19 protein-coding genes are annotated in these 22,402 nt (G+C 73.7%); 11 read left to right on the top strand and 8 right to left on the bottom strand.

Going from position 1 to position 22,402, the window contains the following annotated elements:
- Positions 1 to 80: 80 nt before the first annotated feature.
- Positions 81 to 986 carry a 5'-3' exonuclease gene (locus tag KV205_RS18455; protein WP_265865680.1) on the bottom strand — a complete coding sequence of 302 codons (906 nt, stop codon included), beginning with the start codon at positions 984 to 986 and terminating at the stop codon, positions 81 to 83.
- 303 nt (positions 987 to 1,289) lie between these two features.
- Here KV205_RS18455 and KV205_RS18450 point away from each other — a divergent pair, with 303 nt between their 5' ends.
- The 4 genes from KV205_RS18450 to KV205_RS18435 all read left to right on the top strand — a co-directional run bounded on the left by KV205_RS18450 (position 1,290) and on the right by KV205_RS18435 (position 5,754).
- Positions 1,290 to 2,417 carry a glycine betaine/L-proline ABC transporter ATP-binding protein gene (locus tag KV205_RS18450; protein WP_265865502.1) on the top strand — a complete coding sequence of 376 codons (1,128 nt, stop codon included), beginning with the start codon at positions 1,290 to 1,292 and terminating at the stop codon, positions 2,415 to 2,417.
- A complete protein-coding gene (locus tag KV205_RS18445) occupies positions 2,410 to 4,218 on the top strand; it encodes an ABC transporter permease/substrate binding protein (RefSeq protein ID WP_265865501.1) in 1,809 nt (602 codons plus the stop codon). Before KV205_RS18450 ends, KV205_RS18445 begins: the two co-directional genes overlap by 8 nt.
- Before the next feature lie 181 nt (positions 4,219 to 4,399).
- Positions 4,400 to 4,951, top strand: coding sequence for a helix-turn-helix domain-containing protein (locus KV205_RS18440; RefSeq protein ID WP_265865499.1), 552 nt, complete (start codon positions 4,400 to 4,402; stop codon positions 4,949 to 4,951).
- Between the two features lie 17 nt (positions 4,952 to 4,968).
- Positions 4,969 to 5,754 (top strand): helical backbone metal receptor, encoded by a 786-nt coding sequence (locus KV205_RS18435; protein WP_265865498.1) that lies wholly within the window; start codon positions 4,969 to 4,971, stop codon positions 5,752 to 5,754.
- Here KV205_RS18435 and KV205_RS18430 read toward each other — a convergent pair.
- Positions 5,672 to 6,817, bottom strand: coding sequence for a TDT family transporter (locus KV205_RS18430; RefSeq protein WP_265865497.1), 1,146 nt, complete (start codon positions 6,815 to 6,817; stop codon positions 5,672 to 5,674). The two genes, KV205_RS18435 and KV205_RS18430, sit on opposite strands and share 83 nt — an antisense overlap.
- Positions 6,818 to 6,887: 70 nt before the next feature.
- Here KV205_RS18430 and KV205_RS18425 point away from each other — a divergent pair, with 70 nt between their 5' ends.
- On the top strand, positions 6,888 to 7,832 hold the full coding sequence (locus tag KV205_RS18425) for a LysR family transcriptional regulator (RefSeq protein ID WP_265865496.1): 945 nt from the start codon (positions 6,888 to 6,890) through the stop codon (positions 7,830 to 7,832).
- Positions 7,833 to 8,077: 245 nt separating this feature from the next.
- On the opposite strand, the gene KV205_RS18420 is transcribed toward KV205_RS18425, so the two are convergent.
- Together KV205_RS18420 and KV205_RS18415 are read right to left on the bottom strand one after the other, a co-directional pair.
- Positions 8,078 to 9,694 (bottom strand): amidohydrolase, encoded by a 1,617-nt coding sequence (locus KV205_RS18420; protein WP_265865494.1) that lies wholly within the window; start codon positions 9,692 to 9,694, stop codon positions 8,078 to 8,080.
- A 36-nt stretch (positions 9,695 to 9,730) separates the two neighbouring features.
- Positions 9,731 to 10,414 carry a TetR/AcrR family transcriptional regulator gene (locus KV205_RS18415; RefSeq protein WP_265865493.1) on the bottom strand — a complete coding sequence of 228 codons (684 nt, stop codon included), beginning with the start codon at positions 10,412 to 10,414 and terminating at the stop codon, positions 9,731 to 9,733.
- A gap of 70 nt (positions 10,415 to 10,484) precedes the next feature.
- Between KV205_RS18415 and KV205_RS18410 the strand changes: the two genes are divergently transcribed.
- A complete protein-coding gene (locus KV205_RS18410) occupies positions 10,485 to 11,906 on the top strand; it encodes a cytosine permease (protein ID WP_265865491.1) in 1,422 nt (473 codons plus the stop codon).
- Here KV205_RS18410 and KV205_RS18405 read toward each other — a convergent pair.
- The 3 genes from KV205_RS18405 to KV205_RS18395 all read right to left on the bottom strand — a co-directional run bounded on the left by KV205_RS18405 (position 11,896) and on the right by KV205_RS18395 (position 14,920).
- The gene (locus KV205_RS18405) at positions 11,896 to 12,582 is read right to left on the bottom strand and encodes a gamma-glutamyl-gamma-aminobutyrate hydrolase family protein (RefSeq protein WP_265865490.1); all 687 of its coding nucleotides are present in this window, start codon (positions 12,580 to 12,582) and stop codon (positions 11,896 to 11,898) included. The genes KV205_RS18410 and KV205_RS18405 overlap by 11 nt on opposite strands.
- Before the next feature lie 35 nt (positions 12,583 to 12,617).
- On the bottom strand, positions 12,618 to 14,060 hold the full coding sequence (gene eat, locus KV205_RS18400; RefSeq protein ID WP_265865486.1) for an ethanolamine permease: 1,443 nt from the start codon (positions 14,058 to 14,060) through the stop codon (positions 12,618 to 12,620).
- Between the two features lie 131 nt (positions 14,061 to 14,191).
- Positions 14,192 to 14,920, bottom strand: coding sequence for a FadR/GntR family transcriptional regulator (locus KV205_RS18395; RefSeq protein ID WP_265865485.1), 729 nt, complete (start codon positions 14,918 to 14,920; stop codon positions 14,192 to 14,194).
- Positions 14,921 to 14,998: 78 nt separating this feature from the next.
- On the opposite strand from KV205_RS18395, the gene KV205_RS18390 reads away from it, so the two are divergent.
- Genes KV205_RS18390 through KV205_RS18380 form a run of 3 tightly spaced genes read left to right on the top strand, consistent with a single transcriptional unit; the run spans position 14,999 to position 18,540 of the window.
- Entirely contained in the window at positions 14,999 to 16,363 is a 1,365-nt protein-coding gene (locus KV205_RS18390) for a glutamine synthetase family protein (RefSeq protein WP_265865484.1), read from the top strand.
- An 11-nt stretch (positions 16,364 to 16,374) separates the two neighbouring features.
- Positions 16,375 to 17,742, top strand: a complete 1,368-nt coding sequence (locus KV205_RS18385; protein ID WP_306806333.1) for an aldehyde dehydrogenase family protein — start codon at positions 16,375 to 16,377, stop codon at positions 17,740 to 17,742.
- Positions 17,743 to 17,748: 6 nt separating this feature from the next.
- Positions 17,749 to 18,540, top strand: coding sequence for a 3-oxoacyl-ACP reductase (locus tag KV205_RS18380; RefSeq protein WP_265865483.1), 792 nt, complete (start codon positions 17,749 to 17,751; stop codon positions 18,538 to 18,540).
- A 32-nt stretch (positions 18,541 to 18,572) separates the two neighbouring features.
- Here the strand turns inward: KV205_RS18380 and KV205_RS18375 are convergent, their stop codons facing one another.
- Positions 18,573 to 19,775: an amino acid deaminase/aldolase gene (locus tag KV205_RS18375; RefSeq protein ID WP_265865482.1), complete on the bottom strand. Its 1,203-nt coding sequence runs from the start codon at positions 19,773 to 19,775 to the stop codon at positions 18,573 to 18,575.
- A gap of 114 nt (positions 19,776 to 19,889) precedes the next feature.
- Here KV205_RS18375 and KV205_RS18370 point away from each other — a divergent pair, with 114 nt between their 5' ends.
- Positions 19,890 to 21,179: a hypothetical protein gene (locus tag KV205_RS18370; RefSeq protein WP_265865481.1), complete on the top strand. Its 1,290-nt coding sequence runs from the start codon at positions 19,890 to 19,892 to the stop codon at positions 21,177 to 21,179.
- Positions 21,176 to 22,348 carry a type VII secretion-associated serine protease mycosin gene (gene mycP, locus KV205_RS18365; protein WP_265865480.1) on the top strand — a complete coding sequence of 391 codons (1,173 nt, stop codon included), beginning with the start codon at positions 21,176 to 21,178 and terminating at the stop codon, positions 22,346 to 22,348. Before KV205_RS18370 ends, mycP begins: the two co-directional genes overlap by 4 nt.
- Positions 22,349 to 22,402: the final 54 nt, after the last annotated feature.

The raw sequence follows: 22,402 nt of genomic DNA, 5'->3' as shown, positions 1-22,402 counted from the left end.
TCTCCCCGTTTCCCCGGCCGGATTACTTAGGTGTGCCTAAGTTAACACCCCGCCGGGCCCCGGCCCACCCCGCTCCGATCTCAGCGCGCGAGCACCGGCAGCAGCCGCCCCACCGCCCCGCCGAGCCCCCAGCGCTCCACCAGACCCGCCAGCGCCTCCGGGTCGCGGGGCGTCGACGGCAGCGCCGCCGAGAACTCCGGCAGCGGCACGTCCCGCGCCACCCGCACCACCGCGGGTGCCACGTCCAGATACTCCGCCGCCTCCACGATGCCGCGGCGCTTCGCCGGGGTCAGCTTCGTCGTCCGGTCGGCCGCCGCCGCCCGGACCCCCGCCAGGTCCCCGTACTCCGTGATCAGCTGTGCCGCCGTCTTGTCCCCGATGCCCTTCACGCCGGGCAGCCCGTCGCTGGTGTCCCCGCGCAGCGCCGCCATGTCCGCGTACTGATCGGGGCGCACCCCGTACTTCGTACGGATCAGCTCGTCGTCGACCAGGTCGCAGTCGCCGACGCCCTTGCGCGGGTACAGCACGCGCACCCCGCGGGCGTCGTCCACCAGCTGGAACAGGTCCCGGTCGCCGGTGACGATGTCCACCGGGCCGGTCGCGCGCTCCGTCAGCGTGCCGATCACGTCGTCCGCCTCGAAGCCCGCCGCGCCGACCCGGGCGATGCCGAGCGCCGCGAGCACGTCCACGATCACCGGCACCTGGGGCGACAGCGTGTCCGGCACTTCCTCCACGTCCGGACCGGCCGGGGTCTCCTCGGCCACCCGGTGCGCCTTGTACGAGGGGATCAGGTCCACCCGCCACTGCGGGCGCCAGTCGTCGTCCCAGCAGGCCACCAGCTCGTCCGGCCGGTGGTCCTGGACGAGCCGGGCGATGAAGTCGAGCAGCCCCCGCACCGCGTTGACCGGCGTCCCGTCCGGAGCCCGGACCGAGTCCGGCACGCCGAAGTACGCGCGGAAGTAGAGGCTGGCGGTGTCGAGGAGCATCAGGCGTCGCGTCACACCCCGATCATGCCGCACCCCACCGACAACACCCCCCGCCCGGCGTGACACCGGTCACCTTCGTGTTTGTGCCGGAGGAGCCGGGGCAGGCGCGAGCCCGGAGCGGACCCGGTACGGGATTCAACGTTTCGATGCGAATGAGTTCGACGTCAATGACTTCGACGCGAACGAATGCGAAGCGAACGCGGATCTCCGTACGCGACGGGCACGCGGGCAGATCCCGCCCCGCTCCACGGCCCGGCTGCGCGGGGGTGGCGGGCCGTTTTCGTTGCTACCCGTGAGGTGTATGTGTCCAGGCTCCAGGCCGACCATCTGTACAAGGTGTTCGGCAGACGACCCGACGAAGCCGTCCGTGAACTCGCCGAAGCAGGCGCCGACCGGGACGCCCTGCGTGCCGACGGCACCACGGCGGCCGTGATCGACGCCTCCTTCACGGTCGAATCCGGCCAGATCTTCGTCGTCATGGGTCTCTCGGGGTCCGGCAAGTCCACCCTCCTGCGGATGCTCAACGGACTGCTCGCCCCCACCGCGGGCCGCGTCCTCTTCGACGGCCGCGACCTCACCGCGCTCTCCGACCGCGAGCTGCGCGAGGTCCGCTCGCGGAAGATCAGCATGGTCTTCCAGCACTTCGCCCTCTTCCCGCACCGCAGCGTCCTCGAGAACGCCGCCTACGGCCTGGAGGTCCAGGGCGTGCCGCGCGCCGAGCGCGAGAAGCGCGCCGCCGAGGCCCTGGAGCTGTGCGGCCTCGCCGGCTGGGAGAAGTCCTGGCCCGACGAGCTGTCCGGCGGCATGCAGCAGCGCGTCGGCCTCGCCCGCGCCCTCGCCACCGACGCCGACCTGCTCCTCATGGACGAGTCGTTCAGCGCGCTCGACCCGCTGATCCGCCGCGACATGCAGGACCAGCTCCTCGTCCTCCAGCAGAAGCTGAAGAAGACCATCGTCTTCATCACCCACGACCTCAACGAGGCCATGCGCCTCGGCGACCGCATCGCCGTCATGCGCGACGGCCGGATCGTCCAGCTCGGCACCGCCGAGGACATCCTGGTGCGCCCCGCCAACGACTACGTGGCCTCCTTCATCCAGGACGTCGACCGCACCCGGGTGCTCACGGCCGCCGCCGTCATGACCGACGGCACCGTCGCGCCCGAGGACTGCCCGCCCGGCTGCGGCTGCGCCCCGGTCGCCCGGGACATGCCGCTCGCCGAGCTGTGCGCCGTGTCCGCGCGCTCCCTGCACCCGGTGCCCGTCGCCGGCGCCGACGGCGAGATCCTCGGCGTCGTCGCCCAGGACCGCCTGCTCGGCGTCATGGGCGGCCTCGACGCCGACGTACGCCCGACCGCCAAGAACGGTGCGACCGCCGGGAACGCTGCGATCGCCGGGAACGCTGCGACCGAGGAGGTGACCGCCCGTGCCTAGGCTCCCCCTCGGCCAGTGGGTCGACAACACCGTCGACTGGCTCCAGGCCCAGTTCTCCTGGCTGTTCGACGCCATCAGCACCGGCGTCACCGGCCTCTACGACGGCATCGACGCCGTCCTGTCCGCGCCCCAGCCGCTGCTCTTCGCCGGCATGCTCGCCGTCGTCGCCTGGTGGCTGCGCGGCCTCACCGCCGGTGTCCTCGCCTTCGCGGGGCTCGCCCTCGTCGACTCCATCGAGCTGTGGGACGACGCCATGTCGACCCTCTCGCTCGTGCTCGTCGCCACCCTCGTCACCCTGGTGATCGCGGTGCCCCTCGGCATCTGGGCGGCCCGCTCCAAGACCGTCAGCGCCGTGCTGCGCCCGGTCCTGGACTTCATGCAGACCATGCCGGCGATGGTCTACCTCATCCCCGGCATCATCTTCTTCGGCGTCGGCGTCGTCCCCGGCATCATCGCCACCATCGTCTTCGCCCTGCCGCCCGGCGTCCGCATGACCGAACTCGGCATCCGCCAGGTCGACGGCGAACTCGTCGAGGCCGCGGAGGCCTTCGGCACCACCCCGCGCAACACCCTGCTGCGCGTCCAGCTGCCGCTCGCGCTGCCCACCATCATGGCCGGCGTCAACCAGGTGATCATGCTCGGCCTGTCCATGGTCGTCATCGCCGGCATGGTCGGCGGCGGCGGACTCGGCGGCGCCGTCTACCGCGCCATCGGCAACGTCGACATCGGCCTCGGCTTCGAGGCCGGCATCTCCATCGTCATCCTCGCCATGTACCTCGACCGGATGACCGGCGCGCTGGGCCGCCAGGTCTCCCCGCTCGGCCGCCGCGCCGCAGCCAAGGCCCGCGCCGCGCGCGCCGCCCGGGCCGGCGCGAAGATCTGGGGCCACCGCCCGCAGCCCGTCACCGCCCTCGTCGGCGTCGTGATCCTCGCCCTCGTCGCCGGCGGCATGGGCTTCCTCGGCGGCAGCGGAGGCACTTCCACCACCGCCTCCGGACCGAACTCCGGCCACGGCAAGAAGATCAGCCTCGGCTACATCCCCTGGGACGAGGGCATCGCCTCCACCTTCCTCTGGAAGGAGCTCCTGGAGCGCCGCGGCTACGAGGTCGACACCAAGCAGCTGGAGGCCGGCGCCCTCTACACCGGCCTCGCCGGCGGCCAGATCGACTTCCAGACCGACTCCTGGCTGCCCGTCACCCACGCCCAGTACTGGGAGAAGTACCGGAACAAGCTGGAAGACCTCGGCTCCTGGTACGGCCCCACCTCCCTGGAGCTCACCGTCCCCTCGTACATGAAGGACGTGAACAGCCTCGCCGACCTCAAGGGCAAGGCCGGGCAGTTCAAGGGCCGGATCGTCGGCATCGAGCCGAGCGCCGGAATGATGGGCATCCTCAAGGACAAGGTCCTCAAGGACTACGGCCTGGCGGGCGAGTACAAGGTCGTCGACGGCTCCACGCCCGGCATGCTGGCCGAACTCAAGCGCGCCTACGACAAGAAGGAGCCCATCGCGGTCACCCTCTGGTCGCCGCACTGGGCCTACTCCACCTACGACCTCAAGAAGCTCAAGGACCCCAAGGTCAGCTGGGGCGAGGGCGACGGCGTGCACACCCTGGCCCGCAAGGGCTTCGCCGCCGAGAACCCCGAGGTCGGCGCCTGGCTGAAGAGCTTCAAGCTCAGCGAGAAGGAGCTCACCGGCCTGGAGGCCGTCATCCAGGAGACCGGCAAGGGCAAGGAGCAGGACGCCGTCCGCACCTGGCTGGACAAGAACCCGGGCGTCGCGGAGCGGCTCGCGCCGCAGTAGGGCGCTGGTCGATCCTGCCGAGCCGGATCCGGTCACGATAGATCCGAATTCGCTCCGAAAAGGGGTGGTCGCCGAGCGTGTTCGGCGACCACCCCTTTTCGCCACGACGCGAAACCCCGCCCCAAAGCTGCGTAAGGTGCAGGTAACCGACCGGTACGAGGGACACGAGGGAGGGGTCGACATGGACGACAAGGAGTCGTTGCGCGTGGGCGCGGCCGTCAAGCGGCGCCGCCGCGCACTCCAGCTCACCCTGGCCGTCGTCGCCCGGCGCAGCGGCCTGTCCGTGCCCTTCCTCAGCCAGGTCGAGAACGAGCGGGCCCGCCCCAGCGACCGCTCCCTCCAGCTCGTCGCCGAAGCCCTGGAGACCACCGCCGCCGAACTGCTCGCCGCCGCCGAGGCCGCGCGCACCGTCGACGTCGTCCGCTCCGACGAGGAGCTGTGGGACATGCCCCCGGGCGTACGGCCGCTGGTCCGCGGCCGGCACCAGCTGCAGGCCCTGGAGTTCACCGGCGAGCAGGACGCCGGACGCGAATTCCTGCACCGCAACGACGAGTTGCTGTACGTGGCCGACGGCGCCGCGGAGATCGAGGCCGAGGGGCGCGCGTACCGCCTCGAACGCGGCGACAGCCTCTATCTGTCGGGCGGGGTACGGCACCGCTGGCGGGCCACCGCGCCTGCCACGCGTCTGGTGTTCGTCTCCGTCGCCGACCACGTCGAAGCGACCGAGGAATAGGGACGGGCGGGGCGAGGATGGGCGTGCGGGTCGTCTCCCTGGTGCCCTCGCTGACCGAGGCCGTCGCCGTCTCCGCGCCGCCGGGCACGCTCGTCGGTGCCACCGACTGGTGCAGTCACCCGGCGGAGCTCGGGGACGGGGTGATGCGGATCGGCGGTACCAAGAATCCGGACACCGGCGCCGTCGCGGCCCTCCGGCCCGATCTGGTGATCGCCAACGAGGAGGAGAACCGGGGGCCGGACCTGGAGGCGCTGCGGGCTGCCGGGATCGAGGTGCTGGTCACCGAGGTGCGCGGGCTCGAGCAGGCGTTCGGCGAGCTGGAGCGGGTGCTGCTCGCCTGTGGGGTACGGGGCCGGCCCGGGTGGCTCGACGCCGCCGAAGCCGCCTGGGCGGGGGTCGGGGGAGCAGGGGCCGGGGTCGGTGCCGGTGCCGGGGGCTCCGAGGGCGACGAGCCGCCTCGTACCGCCGTCGTACCGATCTGGCGGCGGCCCTGGATGGTCCTCGGCCGCGACACCTTCGCCGGCGATCTGCTCGCCCGGCTCGGCGTGCGCAACCTCTACGCCGACCACCCCGAGCGCTACCCCAAGGTGCCGCTCGACGAGCTCCGCGCCGCCGCGCCCGAGCTCGTCGTCCTGCCCGACGAGCCCTACCGCTTCACCCGCGACGACGGCCCCGAGGCGTTCCCCGGGACCGCGGCCGCGCTCGTCGACGGACGGCACCTCACCTGGTACGGGCCGTCACTGGCCGAGGCGCCCCGGGTGCTGCGAGCAGCGCTCCGCTCAGCAGCCCCCGCACGGTCCTGAACCCGGCGAACAGCCAGGCGGCCAGGAGGAGTACGTACAGTCCGACCGCCAGCCAGCGGAACGCCGCGAGACCGGTGTGCTGGGCCAGGCCCTCCGCGCCCGTCACACAGGTGCCGACGGGGAAGGTGAAGGCCCAGAACGTCATCGCGAAGCCCATGCCCTGCCGGCGGGCCCGCAGCACCAGCGCCCCGGCCAGCGCCAGCCACAGCAGCGCGAACCCCATCACCGGCACGCCGAAAAGCACCGCGAAGCCGGAGAAGCCGGCGGCGTACGGGGCGGGCAGCAGGCCCGGCGCGGCGTCCGCGAACTTGTTCGCGGCCGTCGTCGACTGGCCCAGCGGGCCGAGCACCAGGAACAGCGTCGGGGTAAGCGCGAGGGGCAGCGGGGCGCCGGTCACCAGGCGGCCGAACACCAGGGGCAGCATGACCAGGGTCGCGAGCAGGCTGATGCCGAACATCGCGTAGCAGGCGAGGAGCAGCGTGGTCCGGGCTTGGCCCTCCGGCACGTGGGGCAGGAGCAGCGGGCCGAGCGCCGCCGACACCATCGGGGCCACCACCGGCAGCAGCCACACCGGGGACGCCGCCTCGATCCGGTGCCGGGCGACCATCAGGTACGGCACCGCCACCGCGGCGGCCAGGCCGACCGCCGTACCCGCCGTGAACAGCACCGCGTCGACGGCGACGGCGGCGGGCGTCCCGATCCAGTCGCGGCCCACCAGCAGCGTGCCGCCACCCACCGCCAGCAGCGCCATCGACACACAGCCGTAGAACGGCGCCATCGCCGGGTCCGCGAGATGCGCCCGGGCCTGGTCGTGGTGGTGGGTCCAGTGCAGCGTCCGGGCGGCGAGGAGGGTCAGCAGCATGGCGAAGGAGAGGGCCCAGACGAAGGTGCAGGCCGTGCGCAGGCCCGGGACGTCGACGGGGAGGGTGGCGCCGGCCGTCGCGACGATGGCCGTGCCCATCACCGAGGCGTACCAGTTGGGCCCGAGGTGACGGACCGGGGTCCAGCGGGCGTGCGGGGTGGTGACGCCGGGGACCGAATGTGCGGGAGCGAGTGTTGCCATGGCTTCACTGTCGTCCGCGATCACGGGCCCCACCAGGGACGTCGTGACTATGAGGCCATAAGCTGGGTTTATGAGCAGTGTGCCGGCGTCGGGTGACGTCATCAGTCTTCTGTCCCACCGGGTTCCCGACCTCGGCGCGCTCGAACTCCTCCTCGCCGTCGCCCGGCACGGCAGCCTCGGCCGCGCCGCGCGCGACGTCGGCATCACCCAGCCCGCGGCCAGCAGCCGTATCCGCTCCATGGAGCGGCAGCTCGGGGTCGCCCTCGTCGACCGCTCGCCGCGCGGATCGCGGCTCACCGACGCGGGCGCGCTCGTGACGGACTGGGCGCGGCGGATCGTCGAGGCGGCGGAGGCGTTCGACGCGGGCGTCCAGGCGCTGCGGGGGCGGCGGGACTCGCGGCTGCGGGTCGCCGCGTCCATGACCATCGCCGAGTATCTGCTGCCCGGGTGGCTGATCGCGCTGCGCGCGGAGCGGCCCGACACGGCGGTCTCGCTGCTCGCCGGGAACTCCGCGGCCGTCGCCGAGCGGCTGCTCGGCGGGGACGCGGACCTCGGCTTCGTGGAGGGCCTCGCCGTGCCCGAGGGCCTGGACGGCGCCGTCGTCGCCCACGACCGGCTCGCCGTCGTCACGGCGCCCTCGCACCCCTGGGCGCGGCGGCGCAAGGCCCTCGATCCGGCGGAGCTGGCGGCGACGCCGCTGGTCCTGCGGGAACGGGGGTCCGGCACCCGGCAGGTCCTCGACGCGGCGCTCGCCGGGTACGGGGGGCTCGCCCAGCCGCTCCTGGAGCTCGCCTCCACGACGGCCGTCAAGGCGGCGGCGGTGAGCGGGGCGGGGCCGGCCGTCCTGAGCGAACTCGCGGTCGCGGAGGAACTGGCCTCGCACCGCCTTGTGGCGGTGCCGGTGGCGGGCGTCCTGCTGCGCCGGGACCTCCGCGCGGTCTGGCCGACGGGACACCGCCCGACGGGCCCGGCGCGGGACCTGCTGTCGCTGACGAGGGCGAGGCCGGCGGGGTGAGCAGGCGCCGTTGCCGGCGCCTCCGCCCCCTGGAGCTACCCGCACCCCGAGCGCGGCGCACCGGTCCGTGGGCGGGCGCGGTGACCGCTCCGGAGGGCGCGTTCGGGACTGCATGATTTACGGCGCGGCCAACTCCGACCGGTCCTGAACGCGCCTCATCCCGCGCCACAAATCACGCTTTACGTCCCGAACGCGCCCTCCTGCACGGTCCCCGCTCACCCCGGGATGTGGCTGCGGGCCCGTTCTCAGACGGCCTCGCTCCGGTGCGTCACCCGCCCGTCCACCGCCGTGAGGACGACGGGAACGTCCGCAAGCTCCGTCGACGGCGTCGACAGCGGGTCCGCGCCCAGCGCCGTCAGGTCCGCCCGGTGGCCGAGCGCGATGCGCCCCGCCTCCCGCTCCTCGCCGGAGGCGAACGCCGGGTTGACGGTCATGGCGCGCAGGGCCTCCAGGGGGGTGAGGGCCTGGGCGGGGTTGTGCGGGGGCTGGGTGAGGTCGTGGGTGGGGCGGCGGTGGCAGGCGCCCGCCATGACGCCGAGGGGCGGGAAGGGGGCGATCGGCCAGTCGGAGCCGAGGACGACGGTGGCGCCGGAGTCCCACAGGTCGCGGCAGCGCCAGGCGCGGGCGGCGCGCTCCTCGCCGAGGCGGCGGGACCAGTTGTCGGTGTGGTCGGCGCGGGTGAAGTCGCAGCAGTGGGTGGGCTGCATCGAGGTGAGGACGCCCAGCTCGGCGAACCGGGGCAGGGTGTCGTCCGGGACCGTCTCGATGTGCTCGATGCGGTGCCGGACGCCCCGCCCGGCCTTCTCGACCGCGTCGAGGGCGTGCCGTACCGCCGCGTCGCCGATCGCGTGGGTGGAGGTGGGCACACCCGCCCGGTGCAGCTCGCCGATGATGTGGGTGTAGGCGGCGGGGTCCGGCCAGAACGCGTGGGTCGACTCGCCGTGGCAGTCGGGGCGTTCCAGCCACGCCGTGCCGTTGTCGATGGTGCCGTCCATGAAGAGCTTGACGCCGTCCACGCGCCACAGCGCACCGCCCGTGCCCTGCTGCTCGATCAGCGCGCGCACCCCGTCGGCGTCGGTGCCGGGCTGGCACCAGGGGGCGACGCGGAGGCGGAGGGGGAGTTCGCCGGCCTCGTCGAGTTCGGCGAGGAGGGCGAGGCTGTCGCCGTTGGCGTCCATGACGTGGCCGCCGGTGAGGCCGGCCGCGGCCATGGCGCGCAGGGCCGTGGCGAGGCGTTCGCGCTGCTCGGTACGGGTGGGGCGGGGGGCGACGCGTTCGACGAGCTCGCAGGCCGCGTCCTCCTGGAGCAGCCCGGTCGGACGGCCCTGGGCGTCGCAGACGACCTCGGCGGAGGCCTGGTCGAAGGTGCGGGGCCCGTCGACGCCGGCCAGTGCGAGGGCGCGGCGGCTGGCGAGGGCCGAGTGCGCGTCGAAGAGGAGGAGGAAGGCGGGCACGTCGGCGAGGACGCTGTCGAAGGGGGCGATGCCGACGGGCTCGTCGCCGAACACGTTCGGGTCGAGGCCCCAGCCGAACAGCCAGTCACCGCGCCCGAGTTCGCGTACCGCGCCGGCGAGGGCCGTGCGGACCTCGTCGAGACCGGTGCAGCGGGACAGGTCGAGGCCGTGGGTGAGTTCGGCGCCGGTGACCGGGTGGAGGTGTCCGTCGACGAGTCCGGCGGTGAGCACGGCACCGCCCAGGTCGATCACCTCGGTGTCCGGGCCGGCGAGCGCGCGGATCTCGCGGTCGTCACCGAGCGCGGCGATCCGGCCGGTCTCGGACACGGCGAGCGCGGTCTCCGGCAGGAAGGTGCCGCTGCCGGGGTCGAGCAGCCGGGCGGAGGACAGGACGAGACGGGTACGCACACGGGCTCCTGGGAGAGAGAGGGCGCGGCCGGTGGATCACGGCCGGGTCGGCGCCTGATCCACCGGCCCGAGGGCGGGCGGCAGTTGGGCGGCCGTGCGGTCGAGCAGGCCGGGGGCCAGGCCGAGTTCGCGTTCGGCGGTGGTCACGGCCATCCGCAGCACCGCTGCGGGGCGGTTGCCGCGGTCGGTGTTGGCGTGGGCGCCGAGGCCGTCGACGACGACCAGGATCTGGATCGCCGTCAGATGCGGGTCGGGCGTGGTGAACTCGCCGCGCTCCACGCCCTCGCGGAGGAGGCCTTCGAGGCGCTGGTCGTTGGCCCGCTCCTGCTCGAGGACCTGGTCGCGAAGGAGGGGGCGGTAGCGGCTGAGGTGGCGGGCGTTGATCCAGAGGCGGCTGATGTCGTCGTAGGCGCTGCCCCGGGAGAGCGCGAAGTAGCGCGCGAGGTACTCGGTGGGCGTGCCGTCGGGCCGGTCGGCCGGCAGGAGGGCGTCGAGTTCGCCGGTGGCGGCGGTGCCGAAGGCCTCGGCCACCAGGTTCTCCGCCGACGGGAAGTAGTGGCTGATGAGCCCGGGCCGGACGTCGAGTTCCTCGGCGATCCGGCGCAGGGTCACGCACTCCAGGCCTTCGGTGAGGGCGACGGCGGCGGCCGACTCGACGATCTCGGCGCGGCGGGCCTCGGGGGACTTGCGAACGCGTTTGCGCGGGACGCTTGACGACATGGGGGCGATGCTATTGAGTGTGCGACCAATAAGCAACCAGGTGTGCACGACCCGCTCCCCGGAGGGCCGTATGGCTTCCAGCACCCCCGCCCCGACCACCCGGTCTTCCACCGCGCCGGACAGCGACCGGCCCACGCGGATCGAATCCCACGGCATCGACCACATCCCCGAGGAGGAGCGGTACGGGCATCCGCGCGAGCTCTTCTCGATCTGGGCCGCCGCCAACGTCAACTACCTCAGCCTGGTGATCGGCGGGGCCCTCGTCCTGATGGGCCTCAGCCTCGCCCAGGCGCTCGTGGTGATCGTGATCGGCAACCTGTTCTGGCTGCTCACCGGCGTGCTCGCGATATCCGGCCCCGCGGCGGGCGCGCCCAGCGAGGTGATCACCCGGGCCATGTACGGCGTGCGCGGCAACCGCGTGAACAACGCCGTGACCGGCTGGATGATCTCCGTCTGCTACTTCGCGCTCAATCTCGCGGCGGCGGCCGGAGCCGCGTTCGCCCTGGTGGAGAAGGTGGGGATCGCCGCCTCCACGCCGGTGAAGATCGGGGTCGTTCTTGCGATTGCGGGCCTCACTCTGACGATCGGTGTGTACGGGCACGGGCTGATCGTGCGGCTCTACCTGCCCATCACCATCGCCCTGACCGCGGCCTTCGGCGTCGTCGCCTACGCGGTGCTGCTGAAGGCCGACTTCGGCTACGTCCCGGACGCGCCGCTCGGCGGAACGGAACTGTGGGCCACGGTGATCGGCGGCGTCACCCTGATCGCGGCCGGCCCGCTCTCGTACACCACCAGCGCCGACTTCTCGCGCTATCTGCCCAGCGCCACCTCGGCGAAGGCGGTCATCGGCTGGACCGCGCTCGGCGGCTTCGTGCCCAGCGTCGTGGTCTGCGCGCTCGGCGCGCTCGCTGCCACCGTCGTCGACATGACCGACCCGCAGACCGCCCTGCAGGCCCTGCTGCCGGGCTGGTTCGCGCCGGTGTTCCTGCTCGCCCTCGTGGTCGGCACCATCGCCATCAACGCGATGACCGCGTACAGCGCGGGACTCGCCCTGCAGGCCGTGGGCCTGCGGATCCGCCGCTCCCGCAGCGTCCTCGTCGACGGCACGGTCGCCGTCGCTCTCACGCTGTACGCGCTGCTCGTCTCTAACTTCCTCGACACCGTGAGCAATGTGCTCCAGCTGACCGTCGTCCTGCTCGGCCCGGCCATGACCGTGTACGCCGTCGACATCCTGCTGCGCCGCAACCGCTACGACGGCGCCGCGCTCATGGACGAGAACCCCGGCAGCCGCTTCTGGTTCGCTGCCGGCTTCAACCCGGCCGGGGCCGTCGCGGTGCTCGGCGGAGGAGCGGTGGCCGCGCTGTGCGTCGACACCGCCTACACCGGGCCGATCGCCGCCGCCCTCGGCGGCGTCGACCTCGCCCTGCCCGTCGGCATGCTCCTGTCCGGAGTCCTCTACGCCCTGCTGATGCGCGGGCGGGTCAGCGCCTGACGGACGCCGCCGCCACCAGGGCCCGCATCACCCGCAGGTCCTCGCCCATCTCCGGGTGCCACTGCACGCCGAGCGCCCAGGCGGGGGAGGGGAGTTCGATCGCCTCGATCGTGCCGTCGTCGGCGTGGGCCGAGGCGAGCAGGTTCTTGCCGAGGACGTCGACACACTGGTGGTGGTACGTGGGGACCTCGGCCCGCTCCGGGACCGTGGCCGCGTAGCGGGTGCCCGGGACCGGGTTCACCGGGTGACGGCCCATCACGCCGACCGCCTCCGTGTGCCCGTCGAGGTGCTGGACCAGGGTGCCGCCGAGCGCCACGTTGAGCAGCTGCATGCCCCGGCAGATGCCGAGCAGCGGAGTGCCGGCGGCGAGGGCCGCGTCGATCAGGGCCAGCTCCCAGGAGTCCCGGTCCCGGGCCGGCGGGCCGGTGCGGGCGTCGGGCTCGGCCCCGTACCGTACCGGCTCGACGTCCGCACCCCCCGCGACCACCAGACCGTCGAGCCGGGCCACGGCCTCGGCCGCGGCCGACGGGACGTCCGGCGGCAGCAGCACCGCGAGCCCGCCGCTCGCCTGCACGAGGCGCGGGTACGCGGCCGGCAGCAGCGCCGCCGGCAGGTCCCACACCCCCCACTGGGCCTGGTTCAGATAGGTCGTCACACCGATGAGCGGCTTGGGCACGGGGTTCTCCTCCGTTGCGGGGTACGGGACCGGGGTCAGCGTTCGAGTTCCGCCTCGGCCGCGGCGAGCGCCGCGAACTCCTCCTCGGGCGCCTTCGCCACCAGGTGGTGGCGACTGTAGAACGCGAAGTAGGCGAGCGCGATCACGTACACCGCGAGGGCGATGAAGGCCGCGTCCTTGTCCACCAGGAAGGTCGCCACCAGCGCCGAGAGGGCGAGGACGAGGGCGACCGAGGAGGTCAGCACGCCGCCCGGGGTGCGGTACGGGCGGGCGAGGCCGGGCTCGCGGCGGCGCAGCACGATGTGGGACAGCGCCATCAGGGCGTACGAGATGGTGGCGCCGAAGACCGCGATGTTCAGCATCCGGGCGCCGTTGCCGGTGCCCGCGGCGAGCGCGAAGCCGATCGCGCCCGGGATCAGCAGACCCAGGTACGGCGACTTGCGGCGGCTGGTGAGCGACAGGAAGCGGGGCAGATAGCCGGCCCGGGACAGCGCGAACAGCTGCCGCGAGCCCGCGTAGATGAGCGAGAAGAAGGAGGCCACCAGGCCCGCGAGACCCGCGTAGTTCACGAAGCGGCTGAGCGTCGTCGGCTCCCCGTCCCCCTGCAGCGCCACCACCAGCGGATTGCCCGCCTCCTGGACGGCCGCCGCGCCGCGCGCCCCGGTCGCCGCGAAGAAGGTCACCACGGCGAGGAGGACGAGGATGCCCATGGAGAGGGAGAGGGCCCGCGGCATCGACCGCACCGGGTCCTTGGCCTCCTCGGCGGCCAGCGGCACGCCCTCGACGCCCAGGAAGAACCACATGCCGAAGGGGAACGCGGCCCAGATGCCGAGCAGTCCGAACGGCAGCCAGGAGTTCGAGCCGGTCGCCGACTTGTCGACCGGGATGTCGTTCAGGCCGGAGACATGGAAGTCGCTGAGCGCGCCGAGCGCGAAGACCAGGAGCGCGGCCACCGCGATCGCGGTGACGATCAGGCTGAAACGCAGCGCCTCGCCCACGCCCCAGAGGTGGATGCCGATGAAGAGCGCGAAGCAGACCAGATAGACCGGCCAGCCCGACTCCAGGCCGAACAGGCCGAGGGACTCCACGTAGTCACCGATGAAGATGGAGATCGCGGCGGGCGCGAGGACGTACTCGATGAGGATCGCGGTGCCGGTGAGGAAGCCGCCCCAGGTGCCGAGCGCGCGCCGGGCGAAGCCGTAGCCGCCGCCCGCGGTGGGCAGGATCGCGGACAGCTCGGCGAGCGAGAAGACCAGACAGGCGTACATCGCGCCCATCAGGACCGTCGCGATGGCGAGCCCGCCGAAGCCGCCCTTGGACAGGCCGATGTTCCAGCCGGAGAAGTCTCCGGAGACGACGTACGCGACGCCGAGCCCGGTCAGGAGCAGCCAGCCCGCGCTGCCGCGGCGCAGGGTGCGCCGCTCCAGATAGTCGTCCTTCGCTTGAGTGGTGCTCCCGGTGGTGTCTTCCAGCGTCATGGCAGCGTCAGCTCCCCGCAACGAGCCCAATGGATTGGTGCCATACCTTTGCGGCCGTCGGGCGGAGAGCGCAAGTCCCGTGCGTTACTTTCCGGTTACGCGCGCGGGGCCCGGCCCGGGCTCCGGCCCCGTCACGTCAGGAAGCCGCGCAGCAGCGCCGCCGTGCCCGCGCAGTGCTCCCGCATCACCTCGCGCGCCGCGTCCGCGTCGCCCTCCAGGACCGCCTCCACCAGCGCCTCGTGCTGGTGCTGCGAGTGCTCCAGATTGCGTACGAGCAGCGGGATGCAGTCGAGCAGGTCGTTGACGGTCGCCCGGACCGCCGCGTACTGCGCCGTCAGGGTCGGCGAGCCGGACAGCTCGGCGAGCGTGAGGTGGAGCAGGGTGTCCTGCCGCCGGTAGTCGCCGAGCGGCGCGTCATGGGTCGCCGCGAGCGCCGCCCGCAGCCGCTCCACGCCCTCCGGGGCCAGGCCGTGGGCGGCGCAGAGGCCGGCCGCGCCGGTCTCCAGGACCTCGCGGAAGCGCAGCGTGTCCTCCACGTCGACGGCCGCGATCCGGCGCCGCAGCTCGGCCTCGTCGGCGGTCTGCGGGCGCTGCAGCACGAACGTGCCGCCGTACCGCCCGCGCCGGCTCTCCACCAGGCCCTGCTCCTGCAGCACCTTCAGGACCTCCCGCAGGGTGACCCGGCTGATCCCCATCCGGTCGGCGAGCTCCCGCTCGGCCGGAAGCCGCTCCCCGCCCGGCACCAGGCCGAGCCGCACCACCTGCAGGATCTGCTCCAGGGCCTCCTCGAACCCGTTGCCCGCGCGCACCGGGCGCAGCACGGGCGTCAGCCGGTCCGCCGATTCACTCGTACTGGCCACCTCGCCGTTTCCCCTTCCCAAGCAATGGTTCTTCGCAATACCTTATGGCTCCCGGCAGGCCGAAGGAGGAGTATTCCCGTGGCAGACCGCACACCCCCGCTCTCCGTCGACGAGCTCCGCTCGCTCGTCGCGAGCGGCGAGATCGACACCGTCGTCCTGGCCTTCCCCGACATGCAGGGCAGGCTCCAGGGCAAGCGGTTCGCCGCACCGTTCTTCCTCGACGAGGTGCTCGACCACGGCACCGAGGGCTGCAACTATCTTCTGGCCGTCGACACCGAGATGAACACCGTCGACGGCTACGAGATGTCCTCCTGGGACCGCGGCTACGGCGACTTCGCCATGCGCCCCGACCTCTCCACCCTGCGCCGCCTCCCCTGGAACGAGGCCACCGCCATGGTGACCGCCGACCTCGCCTGGGAGGACGGCACCCCCGTCGTCGCGGCCCCGCGCCAGATCCTGCGCCGCCAGCTCGACCGCCTCGCCGCCCACGGCTACACCGCCCACGTCGGCACCGAGCTCGAGTTCATCGTCTTCCGGGACACCTACGAGCAGGCCTGGGACGCCGGCTACCGGGGCCTGACCCCCGCGAACCAGTACAACATCGACTACTCGGTCCTCGGCACCGGCCGGATCGAGCCGCTGCTGCGCCGCATCCGCAACGAGATGGCCGGCGCCGGCCTCACCGTCGAGTCCGCCAAGGGCGAGTGCAACCCCGGCCAGCACGAGATCGCCTTCAAGTACGCCGAGGCGCTCGTCACCTGCGACCAGCACGCCGTCTACAAGACCGGCGCCAAGGAGATCGCCGCCCAGGAGGGCTGCTCGCTCACCTTCATGGCGAAGTACAACGAGCGCGAGGGCAACTCCTGCCACATCCACCTGTCGCTGCAGAACGCCGACGGCGTGAACGTGATGGCCGGCGACGGGCCGGACGGCATGTCCGACGTGATGCGGCACTTCCTCGCGGGGCAGCTGGCCGCGCTCCGGGACTTCTCCCTCCTCTACGCGCCCAACATCAACTCGTACAAGCGCTTCCAGCCCGGCTCCTTCGCCCCCACCGCCGTCGCCTGGGGCCGCGACAACCGCACCTGCGCCCTGCGCACCGTCGGCCACGGCCGCTCCACCCGCTTCGAGAACCGCCTCCCCGGCGGAGACGTCAACCCCTACCTCGCCGTCGCCGGACTCGTCGCCGCCGGCCTGTACGGCATCGAGCAGGGCCTCGAACTCCCGCCCGCCTGCACCGGCAACGCCTACGCCGCCGACTACGCGCACGTCCCCACCACCCTGCGCGAGGCCGCCGAGCTCTGGGAGAACAGCGAGATCGCCAAGGCCGCCTTCGGCGCCGAGGTCGTCGCCCACTACCGCAACATGGCGCGCGTCGAGCTCGACGCGTACGACGCCGCCGTCACCGACTGGGAACTGCGCCGCTCCTTCGAACGCATGTGAGGACCACCCCCTTGGAACGCACCGAGCTCCAGGTACTGAACCCGGCGACCGAGGAGGTCATCGCCACCGTCCCGGCCGCCACCACGGCCGACGTCGACGCCGCCGTCGTACGGGCCACGGCCGCCCAGACGTCCTGGGCCGCCGCCGCGCCCGCCGACCGGGCCCGGATCCTGCGCCGCTTCGCCGCCGTCGTCGACGCCCACGCCGAGGAACTCGCCCTCCTGGAGGTCCGCGAGGCCGGCCACACCCTCGGCAACGCCCGCTGGGAGGCCGGCAACGTCCGCGACCTCCTCGACTACGCGGCCGGGGGAGTGGAACGCCTCAACGGGCGCCAGATCCCCGTCCCCGGCGGGCTCGACATCACCATCCTCGAACCCCTCGGCGTGATCGGCGTCATCGCGCCCTGGAACTTCCCGATGCCGATCGCCGCCTGGGCCACCGCCCCGGCCCTCGCCGCCGGCAACGCCGTCCTCCTCAAGCCCGCCGAGACCACCCCGCTGACCGCGCTCCGGCTCGCCGAACTCGCCCTGGAGGCCGGCCTGCCGGAAGGCCTCCTCCAGGTGCTCCCCGGCGAGGGCCCGGTGGCCGGCACCGCCCTCGTCGACCACCCCGGCGTCGCCAAGATCGTCTTCACCGGTTCCACCCGGGTCGGCAAGGGCATCATGGCGAGGGCCGCGGACCAGGTGAAGCGGGTCACCCTCGAACTCGGCGGCAAGAGCCCCAACATCGTCTTCGCCGACGCCGACCTGGCAGCCGCGGCGGCCGCCACACCGATGTCCTTCCTCGACAACAGCGGACAGGACTGCTGCGCCCGCACCCGCATCCTCGTCCAGCGCAGCGTGTACGACCGCTTCCTGGAGCTCCTCACCCCGGCGATCCAGGAGATCGTCGTCGGCGACCCCCTCGACGAGCGCACCCAGATGGGCCCGCTCATCTCCCGCGCCCAGCTGGAGCGGGTCCGCTCGTACGTGCCCGACACGCTGCCCGGCATCCGCGGCAAGGCCCCCGAGGGCCCCGGCTTCTGGTTCCCGCCCACCGTCCTCACCGGCCTGCCCGAGGACGCGCCCTGCGCCGTCGAGGAGGTCTTCGGACCCGTCGCCGTCGTCCTGCCCTTCGAGGACGAGGCCGACGCGATCCGGCTCGCCAACGCCACCCCGTACGGACTGTCCGGCTCGATCTGGACCCGCGACGTCGGCCGCGCGCTGCGCGCCTCCCGCGCCGTCCGGGCCGGCAACCTCTCCGTCAACTCCCACTCCAGCGTCCGCTACTGGACCCCCTTCGGCGGCTTCGGCCAGTCCGGCCTCGGCCGCGAACTGGGCCCCGACGCCCTGACCGCCTTCACCGAAACCAAGAACGTCTTCATCAGCACGGAGGCCTGAGCACCCATGACCGACACCACCGAAGAGATCATCTGCCGCCGGCTCGTGGGCCGCACCGCCGTCATCACCGGCGCCGGCAGCGGCATCGGCCTCGCCACCGCCCGCCGGCTCGCCTCCGAGGGCGCCCACGTGGTCTGCGGCGACATCGACGAGCGGGCCGGCAAGGCCGCCGCCGAAGAGGTGGGCGGCACCTTCGTGAAGGTCGACGTCACCGACCCGGAGGAGGTCGAGAACCTCTTCAAGGTCGCCTTCGACACCTACGGCTCCGTCGACATCGCCTTCAACAACGCCGGGATCTCCCCGCCCGACGACGACTCCATCCTGGAGACCGGCCTGGAGGCCTGGAAGCGCGTCCAGGACGTCAACCTCACCTCGGTCTACCTGTGCTGCAAGGCCGCCCTGCCGTACATGCGGCGCCAGGGCAGGGGCTCCATCATCAACACCGCGTCCTTCGTCGCCATCATGGGCGCGGCCACCAGCCAGATCTCCTACACCGCCTCCAAGGGCGGCGTCCTCGCCATGTCCCGCGAGCTCGGCGTGCAGTTCGCCCGCGAGGGCATCCGGGTCAACGCGCTCTGCCCGGGGCCGGTCAACACGCCGCTGCTCCAGGAGCTGTTCGCCAAGGACCCCGAGCGGGCCGCGCGCCGCCTGGTGCACATCCCGGTCGGCCGCTTCGCCGAGGCCGAGGAGATCGCCGCCGCGGTCGCCTTCCTCGCGAGCGACGACTCCTCGTTCATCAACGCCACCGACTTCCTCGTCGACGGCGGCATCTCCGGCGCGTACGTGACCCCGCTCTAGGCCCCCTGCTCCAGACCTCCTCCGGACCTGCTCTAGAGGAAGGTCTGCCCCTCGCCCCGGTACGTCGGGACGGCGGCCGTCACCCGGTCGCCGTCCACCAGGTGCAGCGTGTCGAAGCGCTCGCACAGCTCGCCGGCCTTCGCATGGCGGAACCACACCTTGTCGCCGATGCGGAGGTCGTCGGCCGGGGAGCCGAGCAACGGCGTCTGGACCTCGCCCGGGCCCTCCTGCGGGTCGTAGCGCAGACCCTCCGGGAGGTACGGGACGGGCAGCCGGTCCGGGCCCGCGGCGCCCGACGCGGGGTAGCCGCCGCCGAGCACCGTCACCACACCCACGCCCGGGCGGCGCACCACCGGCTGCGCGAACAGCGCCGCCGGCCGGCCGGTGAACGAGGTGTAGTTGTCGAACAGGCGCGGCACATAGAGCCCCGAACCCGCCGCGATCTCCGTCACCGCATCCTCGGCCGCCGTGTGCTGCACACTGCCGGTGCCGCCGCCGTTCACGAACTCCAGGTCCGGCGCCACCGCGCGCACCGCCCGCACCACCGCGGCCCGGCGGGCCGCCAGCTCCTTGCGGGCCGCCGACTGCATCAGCCGGATCGCCCGCGAGCGCAGCGGCCGGCCCGCGACCGCGTCGCCGACACCCGCCACATGCCCCTCGTACGCCATGATCCCGACCAGCCGGAAGCCGGGCCGGCGCACCACCGAGCGGGCCAGCTCGGCCAGCTGGGCGGGCTCGCGCAGCGGCGAGCGCCGGGCCCCGACCCGTACCCGCCCGCCGAGCAGACGCAGCGCGGTGTCCAGCTCCAGACAGACCCGCACCTCCTCGGTCCCGCCCGCGCGCGAGGCCTCGATCAGATCGAGCTGGGCCACGTCGTCCACCATCACGGTCACCGCGGCCGCCAGCTTCGCGTCCCCCGCGAGCTCCGCGAACCCGGCCCGGTCGGCCGACGGATAGGCGAGCAGCACGTCCTCGAACCCGGCCCGCGCCAGCCACAGCGACTCCGCCAGCGTGAACGACATCACGCCCGCGAAACCCTCCCGGGCGAGCACCCGCTCGAGCAGCGCCCGGCACCGCACCGACTTGCTCGCGACCCGGATCGGCTTCCCGCCGGCCCGGCGGACCAGATCGTCGGCGTTGGCGTCGAAGGCCTCCAGATCGACAAGGGCGACGGGCGCGTCGAGATGAGCGGTGGCCCGGTCGTACCGGGCACGGTCGGCGGCACGGGGAGTCATGGGCCGAGCTTGCCAGACGGGTTTACGCGTGGGTAGCCCCTGCGTTCCCGCACCACCCGGAACAGCCCGTAGAGTGACGCCCATTGCTTTCGCGGAACGACCAGGGGGACGGGGATGACGACCGAGCCGCAGCGCCCCGTGTCCCGCATCACCGAGGCCCTCCTGCCGCCGGAGCCCGGTTCCGCGGCGCCCGTGCCCAAGGCCCCGGGCCGGAGTGCCGCCGCCCCCGAGCCGAAGACGCCGCCCCGGCCCGCCCCGGCCCGCCCGCGCTCCGTCTCCCAGCCGCTCCCGCCGGAGCGCCCGATGCCCGCCGCACCCGGGGTGCCGGGAGCGCCGGCCGAGACCCCGGTGGAGACGACGACCCGGCTCCGTCCGGTACGGGACCACCGCGCCGCCGCACCGTCCGGCGCCGCCCACGGCCCGGGCCCGGGCCCGCGCCTGCCCCAGACACCCGTGCCCGGCCGCGCCCCGGAGCCCGCCTCGCGACCGGTCCCCGGTTCCCGCACGCCCCACGCATACGCGGAAGCCTCCGCCCCGAGTCCGGCGCAGGCCCCCGCGCACGCCCCGCGCCCGGCCCCCGTGCCCCCGTACGCGTACGACCCCTGGGCCCTCGGCGGCGAGGCGCCCGCCGAGACCACCACCCGGCTGCGGCCCATCCGGGACCGCGACCCGCGCCGCACCGTGGCCGCCGCCGTGTGCGGCGTGCTCGCCCTCGGACTCGTCGGCGGCGCCCTGGCCGGCGCGGTGCTCGCCGGCAGCGGCGCGGGCGAGCCCGCCGAACCGCGCGGTTACGAAGAGGCCCGCGCCCTCTGGCACGACGCCCCCGTCGACACCCTCTTCCCGCAGACCCTCGCCGGACCCTCCGCCGGACCTGGCGGCGCCACCCGCACCTGGACCCGGATCGTCGTCGCCCCCGACGCGCCCTGCGGCCCCACCAGCCTGCCCGGCGCCCTGAACACCGCGCTCGCCGCCGTCGGCTGCGAACGCGTGCTGCGCGCCACCTACACCGACGCCACGTCCTCCCGCGTCATCACCGTCGCCCTGGTCTTCACCGGGGCCGACCCCGCCACCATGCGCACCCTCGGCTCCCGCGCCGTCGACGAACCCGGGCCCGCGCTGGCCGCCCCCGGCACCGTCGCCGCCGGCTTCGGCGCCGCGCAGCGCGGCAGCTGGTGGCGGCACATCCTGCCCGACCTGCCCGTCGTCGTCACCGCCGTCTCCGGCTTCGCCGACGGCCGCGCCGTCGCCGCGCCCGAGCCCGCCGACCGGGCCATGTCCGGCAAGCGGGACACCCCCGTGGCCCAGGCCGGCCTCGGCCACGAGGCCAAGGGCGTCGCCGACGCCGTCGAACGCGCCCTGCGCGGAACCGTCGCCGCCACCCTCGACCGGGAGGACCAGGGGTGACCCCGCGCCCGCGCCGTACCGCCGCCGTCTCCGCGCTGCTCGCCGCCGCCTTCACCGTGCTCCCGGCGACGGCCACGCCCGCGTACGCCGACACCATCCGGGCCCGCCAGTGGGGCCTGGAGGCCCTGCACACCGGCAAGGCCTGGCAGACCACCCGCGGCACCGGCATCACCGTCGCCGTCCTCGACACCGGCGTCGACGCCACCCACCCCGACCTGGCCGGCTCCGTGCTGCCCGGCACCGACCTGGTCGGCTTCGGCGCCGAGCGCGGCGACCGCGCCTGGGCCCGGCACGGCACCGCGATGGCCGGGATCATCGCCGGCCACGGCCACGGCCCCGGCGGCCAGGACGGCGTCCTCGGCATCGCGCCCAAGGTCAGGATCCTGCCCGTCCGGGTCATCCTCGAAGGCACCGACAAGGCCCGCGACAAGGCCCGCAAGACCCGCGGCACCGCGCTCGCCGAAGGCATCCGCTGGGCCGCCGACCACGGCGCCGACGTCATCAACCTCTCCCTCGGCGACGACTCCGAGTCCGCCCACCCCGACGCGGGCGAGGACGCCGCCGTGCAGTACGCCCTCGGCAAGGGCGTCTCCGTCGTCGCCTCCGCCGGCAACGGCGGCGAGAAGGGCGACCACATCTCGTACCCCGCCGCCTACCCGGGCGTCATCGCCGTCGCCGCCGTGGACCGCTACGGCACCCACGCCTCCTTCTCCACCAGCCGCTGGTACGCCACGGTCAGCGCCCCCGGCGTCGACATCGTCATCGCCGACCCCGACCGCCGCTACTACGAGGGCTGGGGCACCAGCGCGGCCGCCGCCTTCGTCTCCGGCGCCGTCGCCCTCGTCCGGGCCGCCCACCCCGACCTGACGCCCGCGCAGATCCAGCGGCTGCTCGTCGACACCGCTCGCAGCCGCCCCAAGGGCGGGCGCAGCGACGACAAGGGGTACGGCACGGTCGACCCGGCCGCCGCGATCGAGGCCGGGAAGAAGCTGAAGGGCGCCGACCCCAAGGCCGCCGTCGCCGGGTTCACCGGCCGCTACTTCGGCCCAGGGCCGCAGCCCGTCCCCGAGGAGTCCCACCCCGTCGGCCTGCTCGCGCCGCTGGCGGGCGGTGCCGGTGTGCTGCTGCTCGCCGCGGCGGCCGTGCTGTGGCGGGGCGCGCGGCGCTGACGGTGCGGCGCTGACGGTGCGGCGTTGACGGAGGGTCGCCGGCGACCGGTCGCT

The sequence above is a fragment of the Streptomyces sp. SKN60 genome, assembly GCF_026236535.1.
Classification (GTDB): Bacteria; Actinomycetota; Actinomycetes; order Streptomycetales; family Streptomycetaceae; genus Streptomyces.
Note: the sequence above shows the minus strand (reverse complement) of the source record. Positions and strands in the feature narration are given on the sequence as shown.

What these genes read in the sequence shown, in the direction of transcription:
- KV205_RS18410 (WP_265865491.1), top strand. Translation starts at nt 10,485, where the DNA reads ATGGCTTCCAGCACCCCCGCCCCGACCACCCGGTCTTCCACCGCGCCG.
- KV205_RS18415 (WP_265865493.1), bottom strand. Translation starts at nt 10,414, where the DNA reads ATGTCGTCAAGCGTCCCGCGCAAACGCGTTCGCAAGTCCCCCGAGGCC.
- eat (WP_265865486.1), bottom strand. Translation starts at nt 14,060, where the DNA reads ATGACGCTGGAAGACACCACCGGGAGCACCACTCAAGCGAAGGACGAC.
- KV205_RS18435 (WP_265865498.1), top strand. Translation starts at nt 4,969, where the DNA reads ATGGGCGTGCGGGTCGTCTCCCTGGTGCCCTCGCTGACCGAGGCCGTC.
- KV205_RS18440 (WP_265865499.1), top strand. Translation starts at nt 4,400, where the DNA reads ATGGACGACAAGGAGTCGTTGCGCGTGGGCGCGGCCGTCAAGCGGCGC.
- KV205_RS18375 (WP_265865482.1), bottom strand. Translation starts at nt 19,775, where the DNA reads ATGACTCCCCGTGCCGCCGACCGTGCCCGGTACGACCGGGCCACCGCT.
- KV205_RS18430 (WP_265865497.1), bottom strand. Translation starts at nt 6,817, where the DNA reads ATGGCAACACTCGCTCCCGCACATTCGGTCCCCGGCGTCACCACCCCG.
- KV205_RS18425 (WP_265865496.1), top strand. Translation starts at nt 6,888, where the DNA reads ATGAGCAGTGTGCCGGCGTCGGGTGACGTCATCAGTCTTCTGTCCCAC.
- KV205_RS18370 (WP_265865481.1), top strand. Translation starts at nt 19,890, where the DNA reads ATGACGACCGAGCCGCAGCGCCCCGTGTCCCGCATCACCGAGGCCCTC.
- KV205_RS18455 (WP_265865680.1), bottom strand. Translation starts at nt 986, where the DNA reads ATGCTCCTCGACACCGCCAGCCTCTACTTCCGCGCGTACTTCGGCGTG.
- KV205_RS18380 (WP_265865483.1), top strand. Translation starts at nt 17,749, where the DNA reads ATGACCGACACCACCGAAGAGATCATCTGCCGCCGGCTCGTGGGCCGC.